Genomic DNA, 23,623 nt, shown 5'->3' with positions numbered 1-23,623 from the left:
GTCAGCCTCTCTCAGTGTGTTGCACGTTCGGCGAAACGACAGTCAGCGCACCGTGCGCCACGCCGTCCGCCAATGTCGTTGTCAAGGTATCTATCGTTTCGATCAACTCGACGGCGGCCCTTCGCCGCTCGCGTAACTCCTCCAGCGTGGAAAGCGCCTGATGAACGTCCTCGGGCGATACTCGCGGGAGCATCCACGACCTCCACCTGGCTCCCGACCTGATGGCACTGGTTGGACGACTTCCGCTCTGCTGTGAAATTAGGTAACGCGCAACGAGTTCCGGAATCAGTCCCGAAGAACACGGATCGATGACCCTGAGTATCCGTGCCGGCCAGATCACCACAGACGAACCCTCGGCATCAACCAGGACACCAAAAGCCGGACTCGTGCAGAAGACCACGTCGCCAGGTTCGGTGTACCGCCCACTCGGGTTCTGATGAGTGAATGCAAGGCGGTCAATCGTTCGCTCACCCAATTTGCAGCGCGCCAGTACTTCATCACTTCCGATCACCCGAATGTCTCCACCTCCTGCAATGTCCGAATCGTCGACTCTGTTGCCTGGAACGATCTTGATCTCGCCACGTGCAATCAGATCTGCCACCAAAACTGAGTTCTGCGAGAATGATTCCGAGTACTCCACGGCAACCGATACGCTGGCGGAAACACGCCGTCCGATGACATTCAACGAATCCGTCAACTCCAGTACCCGACCGGCAGCCTCTGCTCCTGACGTTCGGATTCGGTGATCTCGCTGTCTCCGAACCTTCAGCCCGCGGGCATCGTCAGCGAGTAGAACCGAAGTCTTGGCGATGACGCCGAAATAGAACGCATGCGCGCGGATCGAATGCCAGGATCCCATTGCCGCCGAAACATCCGACACCACACCCTCAATCGCCTGATCATCAAGTTCGGTTGCACCGAGATCCGCGATCACGGTCCACCGATCAACCGGCTTGACGTCGGCGTGCGCCGAGGCGAGTACCCACAATGCCATGGGTTGTCCTGGTCGCGAGACCACCAAACCCTCAGGCAAGCGAACCACTGCTCTGACCCGGTCGGAACGTAGCAAATCCGAGCGCAGCCGTGCTGCATCTGGACGACGCAACGGTTCGACGAGAACTGCTGCGGGAGCGATGATCACCGCTCGATGACTATCGTTCATCTGCATCGCGATATTGTCGATTGCGGACAGAATCTCTACATCGGAGTATGCCACCGCGGTAGGCGATGGATACTGGGCGAGAAACAATGCCGGACCTGGAACAGTGAAGTCTTGATCGAACCCGTCGTGGTCGACCTTTTGGCTGTGCCACTCGTGCACTGCGAGCCTGCGCAACTTCATTCGCGATTCGGCAGTATCGGCACCGCTGTACAGAGCAACCGGCGACATGGTTTCAGGTAGCGCTCGGCGCAACGCCACCATCAGGTCGCTACCGCCAGTGGACGGATCAACAAAGCGAGTTCGTTCGTCCTCCACCAACGATGCACCCACCCGGGCGACCAAATTCAATGCGCTTTGGGTCAAAGCGGTCTCGGAGAAGCTACTCTTCCGCCGTCGAAGTTTCTGTGCCACAAGCGTTTCAAATGCTCGGACCGGACCGAAGGACGCATCGGTCATGCGGTCCACGAACCACGCGAACGTAGCCAACTGCTCACCGAACGCCTCGATCTCCGAGTACATGTACTCATCGTCAGGGTCCAGTTCATCTACCTCATCAAGCAGGTCGGCGGACGAAAGTTCATCCAACTGGCAATCGAGCGTCGACTTCAGACACAACAATGCTGTAAGTCCATCGAAAACGGTGTCCGCGTCGAGGTCAGATTCGTGCTCCAGTGCCGCATACATCGCGAGATCTTCGTGCAACGAGTCGTTATTCCCCAAACCTCGTCGACTGATCCATTCGACAACTTCGGCAGCGTCGAAAACTTCATTTCCTTGACCCCCTGCAACGGGAGACGGAAACGGAAACATAGCTGACTTGTTGCGAGCAATCCACATCGTGACAACAGGACGTTGCACCTTGGCCAGCGCGGCGATGTCAGGCTTGGAGAGAAGGAGCCGTGCCCCCAAAGCTGATTCGAGCATCGTTGTCACACTCCTTCGTTACTGTTGCAGCGAACGTCACAACGGACAGATTAAAACTAGTCGACCGCGATTTCTTGTCCAACTTATGCGTGATATCCCCCCTTATCAAAACTTTCTTCTGATTCTTGTCAACTGCGATGCATGCTGGCTTCCAACACCGAGCCGATGGGAGACCAGCATGATCGCCGCAATTCACATTCGTAAGTCAGGTGCCGCGGGACAGCGCTTCACGTGCGCAGCACTGACGTGGTTCGACAATCTCGATGTTCCACAGACTGCACTCTTCCGACGAGAAGGCACCTCCACCCAGGTGCGGTACGGCGTTGGACTCGATGCGGTCGAACATCTTCTCGGTGTTCTACGGTCCAGCAATAGCACCGCCGTGCTCCATGTCAGTGACGCCGGCCTGCGCGGTGAGCTGACAACTGCCTCAGGTTCGTTTCCCTCACTCGAACTCATCGAAACCGCTCGCGGGCCCCTTCTGTGCGCGCTGGTGGAAGCCGCCAACCAGATCGGCCTGCTTGTCCGCAGACTTCAGGAAGAATTCGAAGCACAGGAGATCACACGCATTGCAAGTCTGCCTCCCCTGACTGTTGCCACCGACGCCTCGAAATCCCTTCGTCGCAGCGGTGTAGGAATCGCCTGTGTCAGTGAGGACGGCATCCGGAGACAGAAGATGCTTCCGTTGGTGAAGTCCGTTCTTGCAGGAGAACTCCTTGCCATCGAGCTTGCGCTGTCGAGTTTCCAGAACCGAAAACTGCGCATTCTCTCCGACAGTCGCGACGCGATCGCAGCAGTCACGCGCAAACCCGGCGCTCCCCTCCGCGAACTGTCCGGTGAAGAATCTGTCATTGTCGACCGGATTCATCGACTGATGGTTGGCCGATCGATCACATTCTCATGGATCAAAGGGCATTCCGGACATCCGCTCAATGAAACCGCTGATCGACTTGCTGTGGCCGCCCGCCGCAATCACGAAGCCGCTGTGCCGGCCAGCGTGCAAGTCGCAATCGCAAACGAGATTGTCGCACCACTGCGCAGTGTGGCTTTCGCAGCCTGAGTACATTCCACTTCCCTGACGATTCCAATGGAGTAACCGTGTCCGAGCACAGCTGGTCCGAGCACTACCTAGCCGCAGGATTCTTGGTCTACAACAGCACAACTCTCCGCGCGAGCATATTCGGAAGCGGTTGCACCGCAACACTCCTCAACGACTGTGTCGTCGAACTCCGCGCAATGACGATCGACGGATGCATCGGAATGAATGCAGTCATTCGGTGCGACGTGACGTGGTCCGAGGAACGCCTTTTCGACGCTCTCGACCAGATCCTCACTTATCTCCGCCCGCACTCGAGCGAGGAAATCCACGCCCGATTCGGCGTGCCCTTGAACCGGGCCGAAGCAATCGTCGCGGAATCGCTGCACACCAGCAACTTCGGATGCGAAATCGACTCTCAACCCGTGCCCGTTGGCAGGCTGCCGTATTCGCACGTCTATGTCTCGCTCGAACGACACTGTGCCCTGACGTGCGCAGCCGAGTCCGGAAATTCCTCGTTGATCGGGTGGATTGCCCTTGAGTATCCCGGCGACGATGTCCGCTCACTCGCGCTACAGAATCCCGCATGTTCCGACGACATCCTTCTCGCGGTGTCCACGATGGAATCATCGATACCCGACCTGCTCGAGCGGCCGCATCTGCCCACCGAAGTCTTTACAAGCATGATCGAAGCCGAGACCGCTCGATATATACGGTCGACGGAGCCAAGTGAGCATCATCTGACGTTCATTCAATTCGCCTTGCACCCATCATGTCCCGAAGGGCTGGCGATCGGCCTTCTGTCCCACGTCGCGGGAACTGCTCAAACGGTCGAGGATCTGAGTACATTGCACGAGAACCGCGCGAACTTCCAACACCTGTATCCGCACTCACCGAAGTGAGATCCACGCATTCTGTTTTCGAGATCGAGTTCGTCTGCCACTATGTCGACTTCCCAATCTCGACCGGATTCTCGACTGACGTCCGGGACGCCATCCGCACACACGAAGCCGAGAACGCAACCCAGCAACACGGCGCAACCGCTCAAGCAGGACTAGACCTCGCCGCGCACCGGAACAGTGTCGATACCGATCATGCCGACCTTAGAGAATTGCCGTGGTTCATCCTCAACAACGGCTCTGCCGGATTCCTCGCCGCTTTCGAAGATCGACTGATCATCGCCAAGGTCGGCGGCATCGCCGGGTTCATGACCGGTTCACTCGGCGGCGGACGGGTTACCACCTTCCCCCTACGCCGACATCACGAACATCGAGTACAACAGCGGGCATGGTCACGGCCGACGACCCTTGGACGCTGTCTAACTGCCTTCCGCTGCAGAAGGTGCTTCATAGTCAGGCGTTGCCGCGGATCAACGAATTGCAGCGCAAGATCGCCGATTCGAAACGGCCACAGGTCATCGTCCATCACGCCCCGCAGCTCGCGCCTGCCGCCACGCCCGCCGGCGGCCTCGCCGAGGAGCTGCAGCAGATTGCGAACCTGCAAAGCCAAGGTTTGCTCGACGCGGAGGAGTTCGCCGCAGCCAAGCGGGCGACAATCGCCAAGCACAGCAACTCCTGATCACAACGCGCGCACGTGCACCCATCCATCTGGGGCATGGGCCGCTCCCGGACCGAACTGGATGCTCACTCCTGCTTTCGAATCCGTCGACAGGTTTGCTGAATCTTCGTCGCTGGCTTCCGCGGACTAATCAGCTGGCCGGGTTATCGAGCTGCGGAGCGGAGAACAAGCGCTCACGCTCAGCGGCGACAACATCCCGCGCGAGTTCGGCTTCCGAGATGTCGAAAGCCTCCGGCGCGCTCTGCGCGGTATCACTGACCCGGGCGAACTCGTCGAACACCTCACGCTTCCGCGCCAGAATCTCGGTGATGCGCGGGTCAACCCCCTCTTCTGTGAGAAGCCGGTGAACCTGAACGGATTCCAGCTGCCCCATACGGCGTGCTCTCGCGATGGCCTGCCATTCGGTAGTGGGTTTGAGTTGCGGCTCACAGATCACCACCACCGACGCTGCTTGAATGTTCAGACCCACACCGCCAGCCACGATCTGCGACACCAAAGCTGCGCCATGACCGGCCGCGGAAAACTGATCGACCATCGTCTGCCGCGTCGCTGCCGGGACGGAACCGGTCAACGGCCCGAATACCTTGCCCGGCAACGCGAGAACAATTTGCTCGAGCACTCCTCGGAAGTGGGAGAACACGATCACTCGTCGGCCGTTTTCCTCGGCTTCCGCAACAATTTCGAGGAGCCGCTCCATCTTTTGTGATCGCTTTCCCTGGGACATCGCGGCCTGGCGCATCGCCATAAAGTTCCCCGCCGCCACGGCATCCCGGTAAGCGCTTGCATCAGCGGTCGAAAGCGGGAGCCATTCCTCGACCTCGACCAGATCCGGCAGCTCGGTGAGCACGTCCTCCTGATTGCGGCGAAGGTAAGCGGGGGCGACTTGCTTCCGGAACAGGCGGGGAGTCAGTTCGGTGGCATCGACCACAAGCTCGGGCCGAAGGTAGCCGACGAGATTTCGGAACTCGTCGATGCGGTTCTCCAGCGGTGTGCCGGTCAGGAGGATCGCGCGCTCCACCGAGTCAAGGAGTCGGGTGGTGCGTAGTGAACGAAGCGTGTCCGGGTTCTTGATGTAATGCGCCTCATCCACGATTACACAACCCAAGTCGGAGATGGTTGTGACGTGGACGTCGAACCATGCCAGAGTTTCGAACGTTGTCACAGCGACGCCGCCGTTGCGTATCCAGTTCTGAGCGGCACCTTCCCGCCCGGGGCCGTGGACGCGGTGGGGACGCAGCCGAGACTTGGACGAGATCTCTCGGATCCAGTTGGTCACGACCGCGGCGGGGCAGATGACCACGGTGTGGTGAGAGCCCTTCGACCGCAGGTGGGCGAGCACGGCGAGCGCCTCGATGGTTTTCCCGAGCCCCATCTCGTCTCCGATAATGACTTTTCGTTGGACGAGGGCGAACCGGGCTCCGAAACTCTGATAACCGCGCAGGGACGCGGAAAGGTATTCGGTGTCCAGTTCCAGGGCGCGGACCGCCTCGATGACGTCGTCGGGGAGGTCACCGTGGGTCTTTTCTTCGTCTTCGGTGATGAATCCGAGTTCGGCGAGCAGCGCAAAGTAGTCGGCGGGTCGTGTGAGGAAGTCGTCCCACGGATCAGCTGTCCCTGCTGCATTGGTTGCTCCCGCCACGAGCTGAGCGCGGTCGATGACCGCATCGATATCGACTTGGAGATCGGTGAAGGTCGTGGTGTTTTCCGCGAACAGGACAAGATGGCGGACATCGCGGCCAATTGCACGCGCCAGCGGGGCGAGTTCTTCGACGCGGGCGAGATCAGCCGTCGCCCCCTTGATCTTCCGCGTGGCATCCCACGCCGAGAGACAACGAAGGAACTCCGTCGTCGAGGCTGTTCTGTTCTTGATGTCGATCCTCGTCGGCATCTCGTCGTACGTCGTCTGCCGAAGTGTCTGGGCTGCGCCGCGGATTCGAGTGGCGGTCGTACCGCCGATCCCGGGTAGCTGCTCGAGCCGGTGACCGAGCTCCAAGACGTCCTGAACAGTCGTGATGCCGGCATCGATGAGAGCGTTGACGCGAAGGCGATCACGAGTTGCTTCTTTGAGTCGCTCTACCGGCATCTCGGCCAACAACGCTTGTGTCTCCGCGCGGCGGACTTCGTTTCCGGCGTTCTCAGCCTGGCTACGCGAGATGGTCTCGTCCTTGAGAGCCTGTTCGAGAACGACGATTGCCGCCGGTAACTCTGCCGCTGCAGCAGCTCCGAGGATTTCGCTGCAGTGACCGAAGTCGCTCAACCGCGCTACCAGGCCCACCCGATCAGACAACGCCTCCGCAGTATTAACCCGCTCGGGCACACTCGGCCCGGCCAGGCGGGCGAGGATGCCCGTCACATCAGCATTGACTGCCCCGTCTCGATACTCCACCAAAAAATCAGCAGCACTACGACCTGCGGCACGTTTCTTGGAGCCCCGAACGAACCGACGAAGGCCCGAATTCTCACGTACCTCTTTGATAGCAGCGGCCGCGTCGATCTGGAGCACCTGCAGCAATCGCTCTTCAGCGACGGTGAGCGGTGTGAGGGCGGTGTCGGTTGCCAGCTTTCCGAGCAAAACCTCGTCGGACGTCCGCAGCGGGAGAACCCGACAGAGCGCCGCTCCGTTCCGGTTCACTGATACAACTGAACCGCGCAGCGCACTAACAGCACTTCGGGCTGCGGGCTCGATCGTTGCGCGGTGTTCCCGCGCAGTGTTCGCCTGGTTGATCCAGGTCGAGACTTCAGCGGTAATTACCCGTAGTTGTTGTTTGTCGTTTCGTTCCATCGCCCTGACCACCGAGTCGTTTTTGCTCAGAACAATAGCCCGGCGCTGCTGGTGCGATGATCCGCTTTGTCGCACTCCGCTAGCGTTAACCAACTGTCGATCAGGAGGTTCAACGTGCAGCTCGAAGAACTGAGGCCGGGGTTACGCCTACAGGGGCTGATTCCCGCCGAAGTGGTCACTGTGATCGCGGTGCAGTGGCACGGCGCGGATGCTCTCGAGCTGACCTACAAGACGACCGTCGGCGGGCTCGGTCAACAGGTCATTTTTCGGAAGAACGAAGCTCAGCTCGACATCGCGCAGACCGGCAGCCGCCCCTTCGATGCCTCGGCCTCGGACTTCAAACTCGTCGCCGAAGCGCAACGCATCAGCCTCGCCGGCTTGTTCGACCCCATGCTCGCCGTCGCTACCAGCGACGTCCAGCCGCTCCCTCACCAGATCAGAGCGGTCTACGGGGAGTTGCTTCCGCGCACTCCGCTGCGGTTTCTCCTCGCTGACGACCCCGGCGCCGGCAAGACGATCATGGCCGGGCTCTACATCAAGGAGCTGATCCTGCGCGACGACGTTCGTAAATGTCTGATCGTCGCTCCGGGCGGGCTCGTCGAGCAGTGGCAGGACGAGTTGTTCTTCAAGTTCGGGCTCCGGTTCGATCTGCTGACGAATCAGTTGATCGACGCCAATATCAATCTCAACGTCTTCGACTCCAATCCGCTGTTGATCGCTCGGATGGACCAACTTTCCCGCAACGAACAATTGCAGGATCAGCTCAAGGAAACTGAATGGGACCTTGTGATCGTCGACGAGGCACACCGCATGGGAGCCCACTACTTCGGCGGGAAGTTGAACAAAACCAAAAGGTTCCTGCTCGGTGAAGCACTCGGCGAAGTCACTCGTCACCTGTTGTTGATGACGGCAACCCCGCACTCCGGGAAGGAAGAGGACTTTCAACTGTTCCTCACCCTGCTCGACAAAGACCGGTTCGAAGGTAAAAACAAAGTCACCGCCGATACCAGCGGCATCATGCGCCGAATGGTCAAGGAAGACCTGCTCACCTTCGAGGGTAAGAAACTCTTTCCCGAGCGCATCGCCGAGACCGTCCCGTACGAACTGACCTCGATCGAATACGACCTCTACGAACAGGTCACCTCCTACGTCCGCGAAGGAATGAACCGCGCCGAACGCGTCGGCGGAAAACGAAAGAACACCGTCGGGTTCGCCCTCACCGTCCTCCAACGCCGGCTCGCCTCCAGTCCCGAAGCGATCTACAAAAGTCTGGTTCGCCGCACCGAACGACTCGAACGCAAGAAACAGGACATCCTCAACGGCACCTACACCGAGGCGGAACCGAGCCTCGATCTGGCAGCCCTCGACACCGACGACTACAACGCCGACGAGATCGAAGAATTCGAAGAAGAACTCCTCGACGCCGCGACAGCCGCCCAGACCGTGGAGGAACTGAACACCGAACTACTCGAACTCGCCGACCTGACACGACTCGCCAAACAAGTTCGCGACGCCGGAACCGACCGCAAGTGGACCGAACTGTCCACGATCCTGCAGGACCACGCCCTCACCACCGACCGCAACGGGTGGCCCCGCAAGTTCATCATCTTCACCGAACACCGAGACACCCTCGACTACCTCCAAGCCAGGATCGGTTCCCTCCTCGGTCGCCCCGATACTGTCAAAGCCATCCACGGCGGTGTTCGCCGCGGCGAACGCCGCCAGATCACCGAAGAATTCACCACGAACCACGCCTGCCAGATCCTGCTCGCCACCGACGCCGCGGGTGAAGGCCTCAACCTTCAGGCTGCGCACCTGATGGTCAACTACGACCTGCCGTGGAATCCGAACCGCATCGAGCAACGCTTCGGCCGCATCCATCGCATCGGCCAGGAAGAGGTCTGCCGACTGTGGAACCTCGTCGCAGCTAACACCCGCGAAGGTGCAGTCTTTACGAGGCTGCTCGGAAAGATTGAGGAGCAGCGAAAAGCTTATGGCGGCAAGGTGTTCGACGTGCTCGGTGAGGCGTTCGCCGATACTCCCCTGCGCGATCTGCTGATGAATGCCATCCAGTATGGCGAGCAGCCTGAAGTAAAAGCCAAGATGCACGAGGTCATCGACCGCTCGGTCGGCGACGGACTCAAAGAGCTGCTCGACGAACGCGCCCTCGCTTCCGAGCATCTCGCCGACTCCGACCTCGCCGCGCTCCGAGCTGCGATGGACGATGCCCGCGCCCGCCGGCTTCAGCCGCACTACATCGAGCTGGCGTTCAAGGCCGCCTTCACCAGGCTCGGTGGGCGCATCGCCAAACGGGAAAAGGGCCGCTACGAAATCTCCAATGTGCCCGCCCATCTCCGTGCTAGCAAGCACGGCCCTATCGCAACCCGCTACGGCCGGGTTACCTTCGATCTGCCCCATGTCCAACCGGGTGACCTCGGCCGCGCGGATCTGCTCGCTCCTGGCCACCCGCTGCACGACGCGGTCATGGACGAAGCACTCCGACAATTCGGCGGCGCTCTCACCGCCGGCACCGTGCTGGTGTCCTCCACCCTGGAGGAGCCACAACTGCTCGTCGGAGTGATCGAGGAAGTCGCTGACGCGACCGGGTCTTCGGTGGCTCGCCGTTTCGGGTACGCCTTTGTCGATCACTACGGCACCGTCACACCAGCCGGACCGGCACCGTATCTGGACTGTGCGGCGGCTCCTGACGTGCCGGCTGTCACCACCGCACGCTCGCTCCCCTGGCTATCCGACGCGGAAGATAAAGCGGCGAGCTGGATCATCTCCCAGCAGCTCCCCGAGTACCTCGCCGAGGTTCAACCCCAGCGAGCAGCTGAGCTGCACAAAACCCGCGAACTCGTCACCAAACGCCTTCAAAGCGAGACGGAAAGACTCCTCCTCGATGCCGCAGTCGCGGCGGAGAAGGAGCAAACGGGCGACAAGCCCAAGGAATCGTCAGAAAGCCTGAACCGTAAGGCCGTCGAACTCGACTACCGCCTGCGTCAGCGCCTGGAACTTCTCGACCAACAGGCCCTCATGTCCACCAAACCGCCGCTCATCCTGACCGCGGCTCTCGTACTCCCCATGGGATGATCGAAGAAAGCCGACCTGCCCGCTACCGCGCCAATCCACGCCAAAGAAACCAAGGAAGTCGAACGCCGGTGCGTCGACCTCGTCTTGGCCTGAGTTTCCGGAGACTCCAGTGTGGACGCTATCCCAAGGCGAAACAGCGGGGAGTAGATCGGAAGGATGCCCGATCGTCCCTCCCTCGCATAACCTTTCGGATTGGGTTTCGTGTCTGAACGCTATCGCTATCCGGTCAGCAACACCGACGCTTGCGCAGGAAGTCGCCCCTCGCCTTTCCTGCGGAACATCTCGGCAGGGCGACCGTTACCCGGGTTCGACATCTCCCCCGTACTCTCGAGCGCCTCGATGACATACCTCCGGAATGCGTCCTTCTGCAATTCGCGATCGAACACCACCTCGTAGAGTTGACGCAACTCGAGCACGGTGAACGAGTCACCCAGCAGACCAGCGGGGTCGACTTGCGCCGCATACCTTGACCGCAGATCCTCGACTGCTAGACGCACCATGTCGGCATGATCGAACGCCAACTCCTGGTCGACCTTCCCATTGGACACGCCCACGAGGATGGCACTGGTAGGGAGATCTGTGGCAGGTACGACGGCGGTGTGGGCCATCGAGAGAACCCAACCCCGCTCGTCGCGGGCGGGATCATCGAACATCGCCAGCTGATGAAACTGTGTATCGACCAGCCCTGCCTTGGTGCGCAGTGCCCGTTCGGCCGCGTCGGTGAGTAGTTCGCCCTCGTGCAGGAAGGTCCCCGGTAACGCCAACGAACCACGACGATGCTCGACCACCAACACCTGCAGTGCGCCGCCGGAGTAGGTCAGCACTGCAACATCCACCGCCACCGAGGGACGCGTGTAGTCCCCGAGAGACTTGCCTTTCGAATCTGTCCATTCATTCACTCTTGCATATTATCTCAAATCTGATCTATAGTTAGCGCAAAGTTGATCAAAGGAGATGTCATGGACCTGAACGCACGGCAGTCCGATCGCGCAGCAGGGGTTCTGCTCGCTACCGCCGCTGGTGACGCACTGGGCGCCGGCTACGAATTCACCCACCCGAGCGCGGACACAGCTATCGAGATGATCGGCGGCGGACCGTTCAATTGGGCGCCGGGCGAATGGACCGATGACACCGCTATGGCGCTCGCCATCGCCGAAGTCGCCGCAACCGGCGCCGATATCGGTCACGGCGCCGGCTTGGATGCCGTTGCAGCGCAGTTTGTTCGGTGGTTCGACTCGAACCCGGCGGACATCGGCAACCAAACCCGCGCAGTACTCTCACAGCGCCCCGCAAACGCCGAAGCCATGACAGCCCGCGCCAGGGCAATCACCGGACGCAAAGGCGGCAACGGCTCACTGATGCGCACCGCACCCGTGGCCCTCGCCTACCTCGACAACACGACCGGCTGCATTGCCGCTACCGCCCAGATCGCGGCGCTCACCCACGACGACGAACGCGCCGTCCAGGCCTGCCAGCTGTGGACCTACGCGATCCGCTACGCTGTTCTGCACGGCACCTTCGACGGAGTCCGCGGCTACCTGACCAACGTCCCGGCCGACGTCGCCGAGTTCTGGGGACCGCTGCTCGATCAGGCCGAGAACGGCTCCCCCGAAGATTTCGCGAACAACGGCTGGGTGGTGCACGCACTGCAGACCGCGTGGTGGGCGATCACCACCACCGACGCCGGCGACGCCCGCCACCTGCAGCGAGCGCTCGAAGCCGCAGTCCGCGCCGGCGGCGACACCGACACCACCGCCGCGATCGCCGGCGGCCTGCTCGGCGCACGGTGGGGCGCGTCCGCAGTGCCGGCGCGGTGGCGTCGGATCCTGCACGGCTGGCCCGGATACACCGCGACGGACCTGGTGCGCCTGGCCGTGAAAACCGCCAACGGCGGCGCCAACGACAAACACGGTTGGCCGTCAACCCCAGTCCTCGACTACAGCCACTTCCGTGGCACCGGGCACCTGACCCGCCACCCCCACGACGACGGTGTACTGCTCGGCCGCAGCGACGCCGTCGACGGCACCGGTTTCGACGCCGTAGTGAGCTTGTGCCGAATGGGAACCAAGCAGGTGAGCGGCGAACACATCGAGTTCCGGCTCATCGACGCCGGCAGAGACAAGAACCCGAACCTCGACTTCGTCCTCGACGATGCCGCCCGCACCGTGCAGGCACTGCGCGCCGAAGGCAAACGCGTTCTCCTGCACTGCGTCCAGGCACACAGCCGCACCCCCTCTGTCGCGGCCCGGTACTCGAGGCTGCTCGGAGCAAACCCCGACGAGGTGCTCACCGCGATGCCCTGGGCACGTCCCAAGACCGAACTCTGGCAGGCCGCCACCACGTCGAACACCGACGACCGCGGCGGAGAAGTAATGACCAGGATCGACGTTATCGAAGGCGATATCACCACCCTCAACGTCGATGCGATCGTCAATGCCGCCAAGCCGTCGTTGCTCGGCGGCGGCGGAGTCGACGGAGCCATTCACCGCGCCGGCGGAACCGACATCCTCGACGCCTGCCAGGTCCTGCGCGCCACCAGCCTGCCCGACGGTCTGACCGTGGGCGCCGCCGTCGCCACCACCGCCGGAAACCTCCACGCACAGTCGGTGATTCACACCGTCGGCCCGCGGTACTCGCGCCGCGAGGATCGGTCGGCGCTGCTGCGGGCGGCCTACACTCGCAGTCTCGCTGCCGCGGACTCAGTCGGCGCCCGCACGGTCGCCTTCCCGCTGATCTCCGGCGGCTCGTACGGCTGGCCGAAGGCGGACGCGGTACGCCAGGCCGTCGCAGCGATCCGATCCGCGGACACAAAAGTCGAGGTCGTGACCCTGGTGGCCTACAACGCAGAAACCGCGGCACTGATGCGCAACGCCCTCCAGTAGAACATCACATTTCCTGCCGCCCGCACCACGCACCGCCCCATCACCACGATTCCCTTGCCCGACAACAGAAACGGATACACACATGCCCAGGCCCGGCCCCCGAAGAGCAGCCACCGCCTTACGCCTGGGTGATGACATTCTGATGAGACTGGATGAGCGTGCACTTCTCGAAGAGTTCGTCAAAGGCGACGGCGAACCCAACCGCTCCGACATGATCAGACTCTTCGTCGACTACGGCCTTGCCAACATGCCGATGAACTGGCGTCCGACCGCCGAGACCCCGCAGAAACTCCGATAGCGGCCAACACCGCATCTGCCGTAGAGACTCCCCCGTACTGTACAAATTCGGCGCCCCGCTGATTGGCAGCATAGTGAAAGAGAAAAGATGAGAGTAGAAAAAGGCGACGTTGTCGAAGCCTTGGCACACGATCCCCTGTACCAACTCTCTGCCTCGGACCAAGACGGATTTCACACCGGAATGCTGTACTGGCTGCTCAGTACACATCTGAATGAGGCAAGGCCGTTGAAGGAAATTTCTCTTTCCTTTTATGGAAGTATCGTCGAACGCGTCGCGAACGGATACGACCTTTACGTTGGCCATGACGACATGGGTGGTTATAAGCTCGGCGCGGTAAATACGCTGCACAGCATCCCGAACGGGGAAAAGCTTGCACATCTTGGGCGCACCCGTTTCTTCACCCACCGTATGGTGATCTCTCTGATCCACCCCGCCGACGAACTCCCAGAACCGTGGCGACACGTCTCCTACGACGAACTCCTCCGCCCTCTTCAGTGGTCGGCAGAAAATCTGAGAGAGACCGGATCACACGAGTACGAAGCGAACCTACTCAGCCGATACGTTAAACTTCTCGAAAGGCTTATCTACCTGCGTGATCACCACCCTTTGGAGACCGACGCACGTGATGCTGCCGTCCTGGACGCGGACGAAACCCGACGCCTCAAGGACGCGAGATTGCTGCCACTCGTCGAGAAGATTCGTTTGTCACGATTCGCGGAAAACCTCGAACAACACTGCGGCCTCCAGGTCGGCGTCGACCTTTCCGAGTCGCACGGATCCATCCAGTACTCAGCCCCGAGTAATTCGGGTCATCTCTTCGGCTGGAAATACCAGGCAGGGCGTGTTCGCCTCACGATGAAACTTGACCACCTGGACGTGGAGCGGTGGCGGGGACAGAGCATAAAGAAGGAACAGTACGCTAGAAAGAATTTTTCGGACTTCTTCGATTTCACCTCGATGCCGAAAGTCAATTACGGTTTATACGACGACGCACCCGAAATGAAATGGCATTCTCAAGAGCCGAATATTTCATACACTTACCGCACTGTTCCGCCCGGAATGACACATGAAGAATTGGCTGACATATTGGTCGCATTGACTTCCCATGTCGAGAGGTACTCAGATTTACACTGAGTATCGAACAATCTCTGCACAGAAAAATTATCATGCTAATTTCCTCTTCATCCTCCCTAGGATGACATACTCTCGACAAGGACGATAATGATCAAATTTCGCCATCTGGCAGGTTTCGTGTGCGCCGGCATGCTCACTGCCTGCTCGAACGAGGCTCCCACCGCCCTTCCCGAACCCGAGAGCGGTATGACCTCGAGTAGTGCGACGTCTTCGACGCCTACTGCGGTCATGTCCTCCACATCGAAGACCGATGCCATCGTCTGCAGTGGTGAAGACGGATTGGAGAATCGTGGGAAAGACTTCTATCCCACGTTCAAAAAGATTATTTTGACCGACGAATCCTCCATAAAACCAGTCACCCTTTCTGCACAACTCGTGTCCCTCACTACGATTGCGGCAACGGGCAATGAAACTGACGGTTCGGAAACGATCAACGAAGCAAGTTCTGATGTCCGCCTAGCAGTTACGAAAATGATTCGTGATGCCGACCGAATTGCACAGCACTACACCGATGTAGAAAATGGCGTTCTATCAGCCGAGTCGGATGTGACTCCTATTGTGAATTCGTACACTGACGCGTTGATCGCTTGCACCTTGTCAGGAAATCAGCCGACATGGTTCATTCCCGAAGACCTGACTGGAAATTGAAGCTCAACTCTGGTTCAACTTCCGACAACGTCAACCACGGTGGGATAAGGGCATCCCAGCCCACCATGCACCTTGCTTCCCTGCCCTTGGGTACAGGTTCTCCCACAACACCCCTATCCGAAGGACGGAAAGAGACATGACCGGCGAGGAAACACAGTACGAGCTCACCGAGATCAAGGCGATCCGGGGCACCGAGGCGAAAACGATCACAAGCAAGCAGCAGGAAGGCTGGGAACTGGTCACCCAACACCAAGGCCGCCTGCGAACCACCATGACCTTCCGCCGACCAAAGCCAAAGACCCCCTGGCGATTGTGGGCCGCACTCGGCGGCGCCGGTGTCATCCTGGCGGGCATCATCACCGTCGGGGCGCTGCAGGAAGACGACAGCGTCGCGTCCACGACCGAAGCCGTGGCAGCCTCGAGCGCCGAGCAACCCTCCCCGCAGCCTGCTCCCGAACCGGCAGCGGAACCTGCGGCCCCTGAAACCGCTGAGATACTCACCATCGAAAACAACGAGGATCTCGCCCGGATCCTGCACGATACGGACAACTGCGGCCAACCAGTCACCGATTTCGCTACCCAGTATGCAGGCCGGACCATCCAGTTCGACGGTCACATCGCCGCGATGAACAACCACGGCAACTACAAAACGCGCTATGACATTCTGATTGGTGCCAGAGATTTCGACGAAAGCGACGCCGGCGGGCCGGCGTTCCAGTTCCGGGACGTCAACATCGTCTCTGATCTGCAGCTCATCGGTCCCGACATCCCCGACACTTTGGGGGTCAAAGACACCCTTCGAGTCACCGCGGTCGTGGAAGAATTCGAGGAAAAGCGGGGCTGTCTTCTCCAACTTGACCCAGTCTCCACCGAGATCCGATAGCAACCGCCCCATCACTAGCACTCCGAGCCGATCTTGATCTGCCTGGCCAACTGGTTCTTCAATCTGCCACTGGTGCCGTACCTGTCGTAACGGCCGCACCGCCGTCATTCGGTCGGCAACGTCAATTCTGCAGTTCCAGGACGCTTACGACGCTTCCGGTTGCACATACGCCGGTAGTTTCATGCCTCGTTTGCGACGTGGTTGAGTGTCTCGAATTGAATCGGTTGCACGTCCAACGCGATCGTGACCGGTGGGTGTGGCGGATTCTCTGCCACAATCAGGTCTATGTTCGATTCTGGCCCTCAACGCAGGGACCCCATTGCGGTGGGTTCTCGGGTCAAAGTGATCCGGACCTCCGGATCACGGTCCGGCGATACCGAGCCACAGTTCGGGGTCGTGGTCGATGACTACGCCGACAATGTCATCGACAACTCTGATCTGGGACGGGATTGGGCGCTGGTGCTGCGGTGGGCGATCGCCCTCGACGACGGCCGTTTGATCTTCGCGGCCGAGGGCGGTCTCGAACTCGCCTGAATCTTTCTTCTCTCACCAACGAGAATCACCAGTTACAAGCGCACTACTAGTTGATAATCATGAGAAGAAAAACTGTTCTCGGGCCCTAATGTGCGGCCTCGAAAGCATCGATGACCTCGGCTCTGACCCACCCACGTTGAGAGGCATCGAGATTTCGCGCGCGCTTTGCCGGCAGAGAAGACCTTCTCCGCGACCTTTCATCTTCACAAATGACTCGGATGCAGGTACGTGGAAAACTTAACATCAGGGACCGCAGGAGCAGTACGATCTTGACAGATTCTTTTCGAAAAAGTCCACATACCATCTCGATTGTCCGAGAATGTATCACAGCCCTGAACTGAAGGGCAGCCCTAAGCCTTTATGCATCAGAAACCTAAACACTAGACCGAAGGGAAGCATGACTGATAGGAGAATGCCATTGGACATATTGCACCATTTTCTGTAGTTGAATTCCTGACTTCACCGAGATTAGCATGAAATATCATTCTGTAATCTGTTTTCAGACAATCCACATTGAACAGTTCTGAGAGTTTAGAGAGTCTTGGCGTTCTACTCTGCTCAAAATTCTTCCTACAGCGACCATTGGACTTGCCATCTGGGTTCTTCGTTGCGTTCAACGATACGATCTTTGTTTTCACTAGGGATCTCCTATTTCGCTCGACCGATGGGCGCCGAGTATCTGGCCGCATTCCAAAGGCCTTTGCCCTCCAGAAATAAAAAGCGATTGCAATACCAGAGACTAATTCGTAAATCGCGCAGCCATTCGGAGGAGGTATCCGAACTGAGCGTTCGCGTGATCGACCAGTGCCTGATAATCCACGGTGCCCACACTGTTGTCTCGCGGGCCACTCACGGTGCCGACGGCCGCGAGCGCGTCCATGGTGGTCTCTGCAGTCGATCGGCCCCGATTTTCGGCGCCGCCCGATACGCTGCATGGTGCGTTGACATGTTGAGACCAAGTTCGTTTTTGAAACTCGAGAGCCTGTTTGTGACTTTCGGAGTTATTTGGCACGTTTTTCACGGAATTATCTGGCACGGTCAGTGGATGTCAAGCAACGCCGATCGGAATCCTAACCGGACGTCGTCACGTTCGTGGCCTGAAGTCAGTCAAGGTGCACCTTGACTGACAACTCTTTATCCGGCTCCTCTGGGCAGAGTTGTCGGCAGCGTCCGATAAGTTCGTCGCATGGCCAAGGGCAAGCAAATCGACCATGCATCGAAGTTCACTCAGACGCTGGAGGCGTCGGCTCAACTCCCCGGAGTGAGGATCGACCGAAGCGCATACCTCCGGTCATCGTTGAAACGGTACTGCACGGATGAGCAGATCGAGTGCGCGGTCGCCACGACCCCAGCCGCAGCGAACGTCCCAGCGGATGTGATATCCGCGATCGCGAACACAGCGATCAAATATGAGACAAGCAAGGCAACCGCGCTGTCTGTGGCGGCGGGCCTCCCCGGCGGATGGGCGATTGCCGGCACGGTCCCGGCAGACCTGGCTCAGTACTTCGGCCATGTTCTGCGTATCGCGCAAAAACTTGCCTACATTTACAGCTGGCCAGACCTGTTCGGCGAGGACGGCGACGGAATCGACGACGCAACCGAGGGCATTCTCACGCTATTCGTCGGCGTCATGTTCGGGGTGGTAGCCGCACAGGGCGGCGTGGCCAAGATCGCCGCCCTGATGAGTGGTCAGGTCGTAAAGAAGCTGCCTCAGAAGGCTCTGACCAAGGGGGTGCTATATCCAGTGGTTAAGAAGGTAGCCGCATACCTCGGCGTCCGCATGACAAAGCAGATATACGCGGGGATCGCGGCCAAGGCCGTGCCTGTTGCCGGGGCTGTGTTCTCAGGAGGGCTCACCTACGCGACATTCCGCCCGATGGCGTACCGCTTGGACAAGCACCTTGCCAGCTTGGCTCTGACCAAGCCTGGCCATCAGGTGCCGACGCCGACGCCGCGGACGACCTCCGAGACAGAACAAGGGCCTACGGGGCGAACTCCCAACGATACTGAAATGGCGTCAGCGTCCCGGAGTCAGACGCAAACGGCAGAATGACAACATCGTCCGATTCGCGGTCGACCTCACCGTCACCGGTGTGGCGCATCCTTCACCGGGCGGGTTGAACGAGTCCAAAGACCCGCAGGCACTGCATCGGATCGAAGTCGAGCAGTTCGTCTTGCCGCTGGAATATCGGGCCTGCTGATCCTCCCACACGTTGGCGTTGTCAAGTTGTTGAAAATGCCGGATCTGGGATGATGCGGTCGTGTCGTCCACTTACAAGCGTTCCTGTTCCCTCGAGAGATCATCGCCCACCGTGTATGGCTCCACCACCGATTCACGCTTTCGTTCCGAGAGGTCGAACTACTCATGGCCGAGCGTGGGATCGAAGTGACGTGCGAGACGATCCGCACCTGGTGCACGAAGTTCGGTCCCGAATACGCCCGCAGCCTGCGCCGACGTCAACCACAGGCCAGCGACAAATGGCATCTCGACGAAGTGTTCATCAAGATCGTTGGCGTCCAGAATTCTTGTGGCGGGCAGTCGACCAGCACGGCAACGTCCTCGACGTCCTCATTCAATCGAAGCGGGACGGGAAAGCTGCGACCAGGTTCTTTCGCACACTCCTCAAACATTAGGGTCACCCGCCGCGGGTGCTGATCACCGACAAGCTTCCCAGCTACCAGGTCGCGCGCCGCACCACCATGTCGACGGTCGAACACCGGCAATCGAAATATTGAACAATCGAGCCGAGAACTCCATCTACCGACCCGGCAAGGCGAACGGGCGATCAAAAGGTTCCGCACTGTCGTTGCAGCGCAACGGTTCTGTCCGATTTCAGTCGCATTCCCCGCACTTCCGACCGTCACGGCACCGTATGAATGCCACCGATCACCGCACCGAACTAGCCGCCCGATTCCAGGTACGGGATCAGGTTACCGAACTGGTCCTCGCTGCTTGACCGACCGCTCTATGTGATGCCCTACTGCACCTGAAAACTGCTGCACAAAAACAAGTTGACAACACCTCTCGGCATCCGACGAACCACCCTCTACCGCTACCTTCGACAGCCGTCACCGTGCCAGATAATTCCGTGAAACTCGTGCCAAATGATTCCGAAAGTCACATTGTCCTGCTCGTTTCAAATACGACCTTCGTATATGAAACATGAGAGGCGATTTTCGGCGAACTGGGAGAAGATGCGTGCCGAAACTCGTGTCCAAAACTGGTCGTTCACTACCCGGCGTGTCGGTGAATTCTCGAACACTGCCGTCTCCCGGACAAATTATCGGGCGATACGCAAAGGCCTTTCAATTAGGGGCCGATGCGGACCTGATCGGGACGATCATCGAGAGACCTAACTACTGCCCCTTTCGTTGTCTCCGACCATTGTTAGATGGCCATGGGGAATCGAAGTGACCCACAACTGTCCAACGGCGGTTTCGCTCTGGCCTCAACGCCCTCTCTTCGCCCGCTCCGCCACATCCATTACCGCAGCTTCCTCCGGAGTGGGCGCCCCTCCCCCGAGCCGACGCGGGACCCAGTACCCACCCGGCTCATGGGCAAACCCATCCTGAACGTGACGCAAGATGGCGTCCATCTCGATCCGCAGGATTTCGGTGAGTGCGTCCGCCGGCTCGACCGGATCAATTGGCGCCCCAACTTCCACGGAGATTGGAAAGTGGTTGCGGCCCAAGTTCTTCGGTCCACCTTTTGTCACCAATCGCTGCGCACCCCAGACGATCACGGGAATGATCGGCACATTCGCTTCGATGGCCATCCGGGCCGCGCCGGACTTGAATTCTTTGATCTCGAAGCTCCGACTGATTGTCGCCTCGGGATACACGCCCACCAATTCGCCACGCCCCAGTGCGTCGACGCCGACCTGGAAGGCCTCGGCACCGGCCGAGCGATCCACTTCGATAACGCCACAGCCGCGCATGAGGAACGCGAGAACCTTGTTGTTCGCCAATTCTGTTTTGGCCATCACTCGAAGCTTCCGCTTCGACTCGCGCACGGCAAGGGCCGCATGAATGAAGTCCAGGTAGCTCGTGTGATTGATCGCGATCACCGCTCCGCCGATACGCGGAACGTTCTCGGTGCCGGTTCGGGTGACCGCCAGACCCTGTAGACGGCAGAGAACACGCGCGGTGGTCTCGACTGCCGTGTACACGGGTTCGGCGGTCACGGACTCAGCCTTCCGACTTGCGGGCCTCGCGTGCTTTTGCCTTGGCCTCGGCTTCTTCGGCATCCATCTTGTCTGCCTGTTCGAGGGTGGGCGCACTGCCACCCAATCGTGCGGGTACCCAGTACTCGCCTGCGGGATGCTGGTAGCCCTTCTGAGCTTCGAGCAGCAGTTCCTGCATCGTCGTGCGCAGCTTGGCCGTCAGCTCACTGGCCGGCTCGAACGGCTGGATGGGTTCACCGACAGCAATGGAAATCGGAGTATTGGTGCGGCCCAACCGCTTCGGGTAGCCCTTGGTCCACACGCGCTGTGCACCCCAGATCGCGACGGGGATGATGGGAACACCGGCCTCGATTGCCATGCGGGCAGCGCCGGACTTGAATTCCTTGATCTCGAAGCTCCGACTGATCGTGGCCTCGGGATACACACCGACCAGTTCGCCGCGCTTGAGGAAGTCGACGGCCGCTTTGTAGGAGTCAGCGCCCGCGCCGCGGTCGACGGGGATGTGCTTGAGGGCTCGCATGATGGGCCCGGAAATCTTGTTGTCGAAAACTTCCTTCTTGGCCATGAACCGGATGTACCGCTTCGGGGTGCGCGCCGGCAGACCCGCGTAGGTGAAGTCCATGTATCCGGTGTGGTTGATCGCGATCACCGCACCACCGGTTGCGGGGATATTCCGATCGCCCTGAACCGAGAACTTCAGGCCTTCGAACGCGAAGACGGTACGGGCGATGCCGATGACTGTTCTGTATACGGGGTCCACAGGTTCCCAGCCTAGCGGTGAACCGGTGATCTGACCCACCGCGTGGGCGCGTGTTTCCGGTGGTGACGTCGGGTTATCCGCGATGCCCAGGGGTTGCCTGATCGAACCCGCCGCGCGGAGGGCCTACCCTGGTACCGTCGCTCAGCACATTTTCAGGAGGCATACCAGTGCAGGTCACCAGCGTCGGTCACGCCGGATTCCACATTCAGACGACCGCAGGCTCGATCCTGTGCGATCCGTGGGTCAACCCCGCGTATTTTGCGTCGTGGTTCCCGTTCCCGGATAACTCGGAGTTGGATTGGGACGCCATCGGTAATTGCGATTACCTGTACGTCTCGCACCTTCACAAGGATCATTTCGATCCCGAGAACCTGAGCAAGCACGTCAACAAGGACGCCACGGTCCTGCTGCCGGACTATCCGGTCCCGGACCTCAAGCGTGAGCTCGAGAAGCTCGGTTTCCACAAATTCTTCGAAACCGAGGACTCCGTCAAGCACACCGTCTCAGGCCCCAAGGGTGACCTGGAGATCATGATCATTGCCTTGCGCGCTCCGGCTGACGGCCCGATCGGCGACTCCGGCATCGTGATTTCCGACGGCGAGACCACCTGCTTCAACATGAACGACGCGCGTCCCGTCGACATGGATGTTCTGGGCGAGCAGTTCGGCAAGATCGACATCCACCTTCTGCAGTACTCGGGCGCCATCTGGTACCCGATGGTCTACGACATCCCCAAGGGCACCAAGCGCAACTTCGGCAAGCAGAAGCGTCAGCGCGGCATGGATCGCTGCCGTAGCTACATCGAGCAGGTCGACGCTACCTGGGTCGTCCCGTCGGCCGGCCCGCCGGTTTTCCTCGACGACGCTCTGCGCGACCTCAACGACGATCACGAGGACGAAGGAAACATCTTCCCCGATCAGATCGTGTTCCTCGAGCAGATGCGCATCCACGGCAATAACGGTGGCCTGCTGATGATCCCCGGCTCCGTCGTGGATATTCACGGCAGTGAAGCTGTTCTGTCCCATCCGATTCCGGATGCCGAGGTCGACAAGATCTTCTCGAACAAAGCCGAGTACATCGAGAACATGGCCCAGAAGATGGCTCCCGTCCTCGCCGCCGAAAAGGCGTCGTGGGCACCGGCCGAGGGTGAGCCGCTACTCGAAGCGATCAAGGCGAAGTTCGAACCCATCATGGCCCAGTCGGACGTCATCTGCGACGGCATCGGCTACCCCGTCGGACTTGTCATGGGCGACGAGACCGTAGTCCTCGACTTCCCGAAGCGACTCGTCCGCGAGCCCATCGACGGTGAAGGCAAGTACCGCTACGGATTCCGCATCGCACCCGAGTTGGTTCGCACCGTCCTGCGCGACGACGAACCTGACTGGGTCAACACCATCTTCCTCTCCACCCGCTTCCAGGCGTGGCGAGTGGGCGGGTACAACGAGTTCCTCTACACGTTCTTCAAGTGCCTCACCGACGAACGCATCGCCTACGCCGACGGCTGGTTCTCCGAAGCACACGACGACACCGCCTCAATCGAACTGGGCGGCTACGAGATTCAGCGCCGTTGCCCGCACCTGAAGGCCGACCTCACCAAATTCGGTGTGGTGGAAGGCAACAAGCTCACGTGCAACCTGCACGGCTGGCAGTGGGATCTCGAAACCGGCGCCTGCAAGACGTCCAAGGGACACGAGTTGCGCACCCGCAAGCTCTAGCCTCGACCTA

Annotated in this window: 16 protein-coding genes and 3 pseudogenes; 14 read left to right on the top strand and 5 right to left on the bottom strand. The window is 59.8% G+C overall.

Going from position 1 to position 23,623, the window contains the following annotated elements:
- Nucleotide 1: 1 nt before the first annotated feature.
- The gene (locus KYT97_RS20550; RefSeq protein WP_219110579.1) at nt 2-2,086 is read right to left on the bottom strand and encodes a helix-turn-helix transcriptional regulator; all 2,085 of its coding nucleotides are present in this window, start codon (nt 2,084-2,086) and stop codon (nt 2-4) included.
- 178 nt (nt 2,087-2,264) lie between these two features.
- On the opposite strand from KYT97_RS20550, the gene KYT97_RS20545 reads away from it, so the two are divergent.
- From KYT97_RS20545 to KYT97_RS20535, 3 genes are all read left to right on the top strand, one after another.
- Nucleotides 2,265-3,146, top strand: coding sequence for a ribonuclease H family protein (locus tag KYT97_RS20545; RefSeq protein WP_219110578.1), 882 nt, complete (start codon nt 2,265-2,267; stop codon nt 3,144-3,146).
- 38 nt (nt 3,147-3,184) lie between these two features.
- On the top strand, nt 3,185-4,024 hold the full coding sequence (locus tag KYT97_RS20540) for a hypothetical protein (RefSeq protein WP_219110576.1): 840 nt from the start codon (nt 3,185-3,187) through the stop codon (nt 4,022-4,024).
- A 385-nt stretch (nt 4,025-4,409) separates the two neighbouring features.
- On the top strand, nt 4,410-4,700 hold the full coding sequence (locus tag KYT97_RS20535) for a hypothetical protein (RefSeq protein WP_219110575.1): 291 nt from the start codon (nt 4,410-4,412) through the stop codon (nt 4,698-4,700).
- A 130-nt stretch (nt 4,701-4,830) separates the two neighbouring features.
- On the opposite strand, the gene KYT97_RS20530 is transcribed toward KYT97_RS20535, so the two are convergent.
- The gene (locus KYT97_RS20530; protein ID WP_219110573.1) at nt 4,831-7,482 is read right to left on the bottom strand and encodes a DEAD/DEAH box helicase; all 2,652 of its coding nucleotides are present in this window, start codon (nt 7,480-7,482) and stop codon (nt 4,831-4,833) included.
- Between the two features lie 114 nt (nt 7,483-7,596).
- Here KYT97_RS20530 and KYT97_RS20525 point away from each other — a divergent pair.
- Nucleotides 7,597-10,665: pseudogene (locus tag KYT97_RS20525) on the top strand (DEAD/DEAH box helicase); the annotation flags it as partial.
- A gap of 128 nt (nt 10,666-10,793) precedes the next feature.
- Here KYT97_RS20525 and KYT97_RS20520 read toward each other — a convergent pair.
- On the bottom strand, nt 10,794-11,474 hold the full coding sequence (locus KYT97_RS20520; RefSeq protein ID WP_219110571.1) for an NUDIX hydrolase: 681 nt from the start codon (nt 11,472-11,474) through the stop codon (nt 10,794-10,796).
- A gap of 60 nt (nt 11,475-11,534) precedes the next feature.
- On the opposite strand from KYT97_RS20520, the pseudogene KYT97_RS31185 reads away from it, so the two are divergent.
- The 9 genes and pseudogenes from KYT97_RS31185 to KYT97_RS20480 all read left to right on the top strand — a co-directional run.
- Nucleotides 11,535-12,473, top strand: a pseudogene (locus KYT97_RS31185) (ADP-ribosylglycohydrolase family protein); the annotation flags it as partial.
- A 159-nt stretch (nt 12,474-12,632) separates the two neighbouring features.
- A complete protein-coding gene (locus KYT97_RS31180) occupies nt 12,633-13,457 on the top strand; it encodes an O-acetyl-ADP-ribose deacetylase (RefSeq protein WP_342393917.1) in 825 nt (274 codons plus the stop codon).
- Nucleotides 13,458-13,599: 142 nt separating this feature from the next.
- Nucleotides 13,600-13,755 (top strand): hypothetical protein, encoded by a 156-nt coding sequence (locus KYT97_RS20510; protein ID WP_219110568.1) that lies wholly within the window; start codon nt 13,600-13,602, stop codon nt 13,753-13,755.
- Nucleotides 13,756-13,842: 87 nt separating this feature from the next.
- Nucleotides 13,843-14,889 carry a hypothetical protein gene (locus tag KYT97_RS20505; RefSeq protein WP_219110566.1) on the top strand — a complete coding sequence of 349 codons (1,047 nt, stop codon included), beginning with the start codon at nt 13,843-13,845 and terminating at the stop codon, nt 14,887-14,889.
- An 87-nt stretch (nt 14,890-14,976) separates the two neighbouring features.
- The gene (locus KYT97_RS20500) at nt 14,977-15,537 is read left to right on the top strand and encodes a hypothetical protein (RefSeq protein WP_219110564.1); all 561 of its coding nucleotides are present in this window, start codon (nt 14,977-14,979) and stop codon (nt 15,535-15,537) included.
- A 136-nt stretch (nt 15,538-15,673) separates the two neighbouring features.
- Entirely contained in the window at nt 15,674-16,420 is a 747-nt protein-coding gene (locus tag KYT97_RS20495) for a DUF4839 domain-containing protein (protein ID WP_219110562.1), read from the top strand.
- Between the two features lie 285 nt (nt 16,421-16,705).
- The gene (locus tag KYT97_RS20490) at nt 16,706-16,954 is read left to right on the top strand and encodes a hypothetical protein (RefSeq protein ID WP_219110561.1); all 249 of its coding nucleotides are present in this window, start codon (nt 16,706-16,708) and stop codon (nt 16,952-16,954) included.
- Nucleotides 16,955-18,140: 1,186 nt separating this feature from the next.
- Nucleotides 18,141-19,007, top strand: coding sequence for a hypothetical protein (locus tag KYT97_RS20485; protein WP_219110558.1), 867 nt, complete (start codon nt 18,141-18,143; stop codon nt 19,005-19,007).
- Nucleotides 19,008-19,238: 231 nt separating this feature from the next.
- A pseudogene (locus KYT97_RS20480) lies at nt 19,239-19,911 on the top strand (IS6 family transposase).
- A 492-nt stretch (nt 19,912-20,403) separates the two neighbouring features.
- Here KYT97_RS20480 and KYT97_RS20475 read toward each other — a convergent pair.
- On the bottom strand, nt 20,404-21,138 hold the full coding sequence (locus KYT97_RS20475; RefSeq protein WP_219110556.1) for a lysophospholipid acyltransferase family protein: 735 nt from the start codon (nt 21,136-21,138) through the stop codon (nt 20,404-20,406).
- Nucleotides 21,139-21,142: 4 nt separating this feature from the next.
- On the bottom strand, nt 21,143-21,898 hold the full coding sequence (locus KYT97_RS20470; RefSeq protein ID WP_045066842.1) for a lysophospholipid acyltransferase family protein: 756 nt from the start codon (nt 21,896-21,898) through the stop codon (nt 21,143-21,145).
- Between the two features lie 167 nt (nt 21,899-22,065).
- Here KYT97_RS20470 and KYT97_RS20465 point away from each other — a divergent pair, with 167 nt between their 5' ends.
- Nucleotides 22,066-23,613 carry an MBL fold metallo-hydrolase gene (locus KYT97_RS20465; RefSeq protein ID WP_219110554.1) on the top strand — a complete coding sequence of 516 codons (1,548 nt, stop codon included), beginning with the start codon at nt 22,066-22,068 and terminating at the stop codon, nt 23,611-23,613.
- Nucleotides 23,614-23,623 lie beyond the last annotated feature (10 nt).

The sequence above is a fragment of the Rhodococcus globerulus genome (assembly GCF_019334125.1).
Lineage (GTDB): Bacteria > Actinomycetota > Actinomycetes > Mycobacteriales > Mycobacteriaceae > Rhodococcus_F > Rhodococcus_F globerula.
Note: the sequence above shows the minus strand (reverse complement) of the source record. Positions and strands in the feature narration are given on the sequence as shown.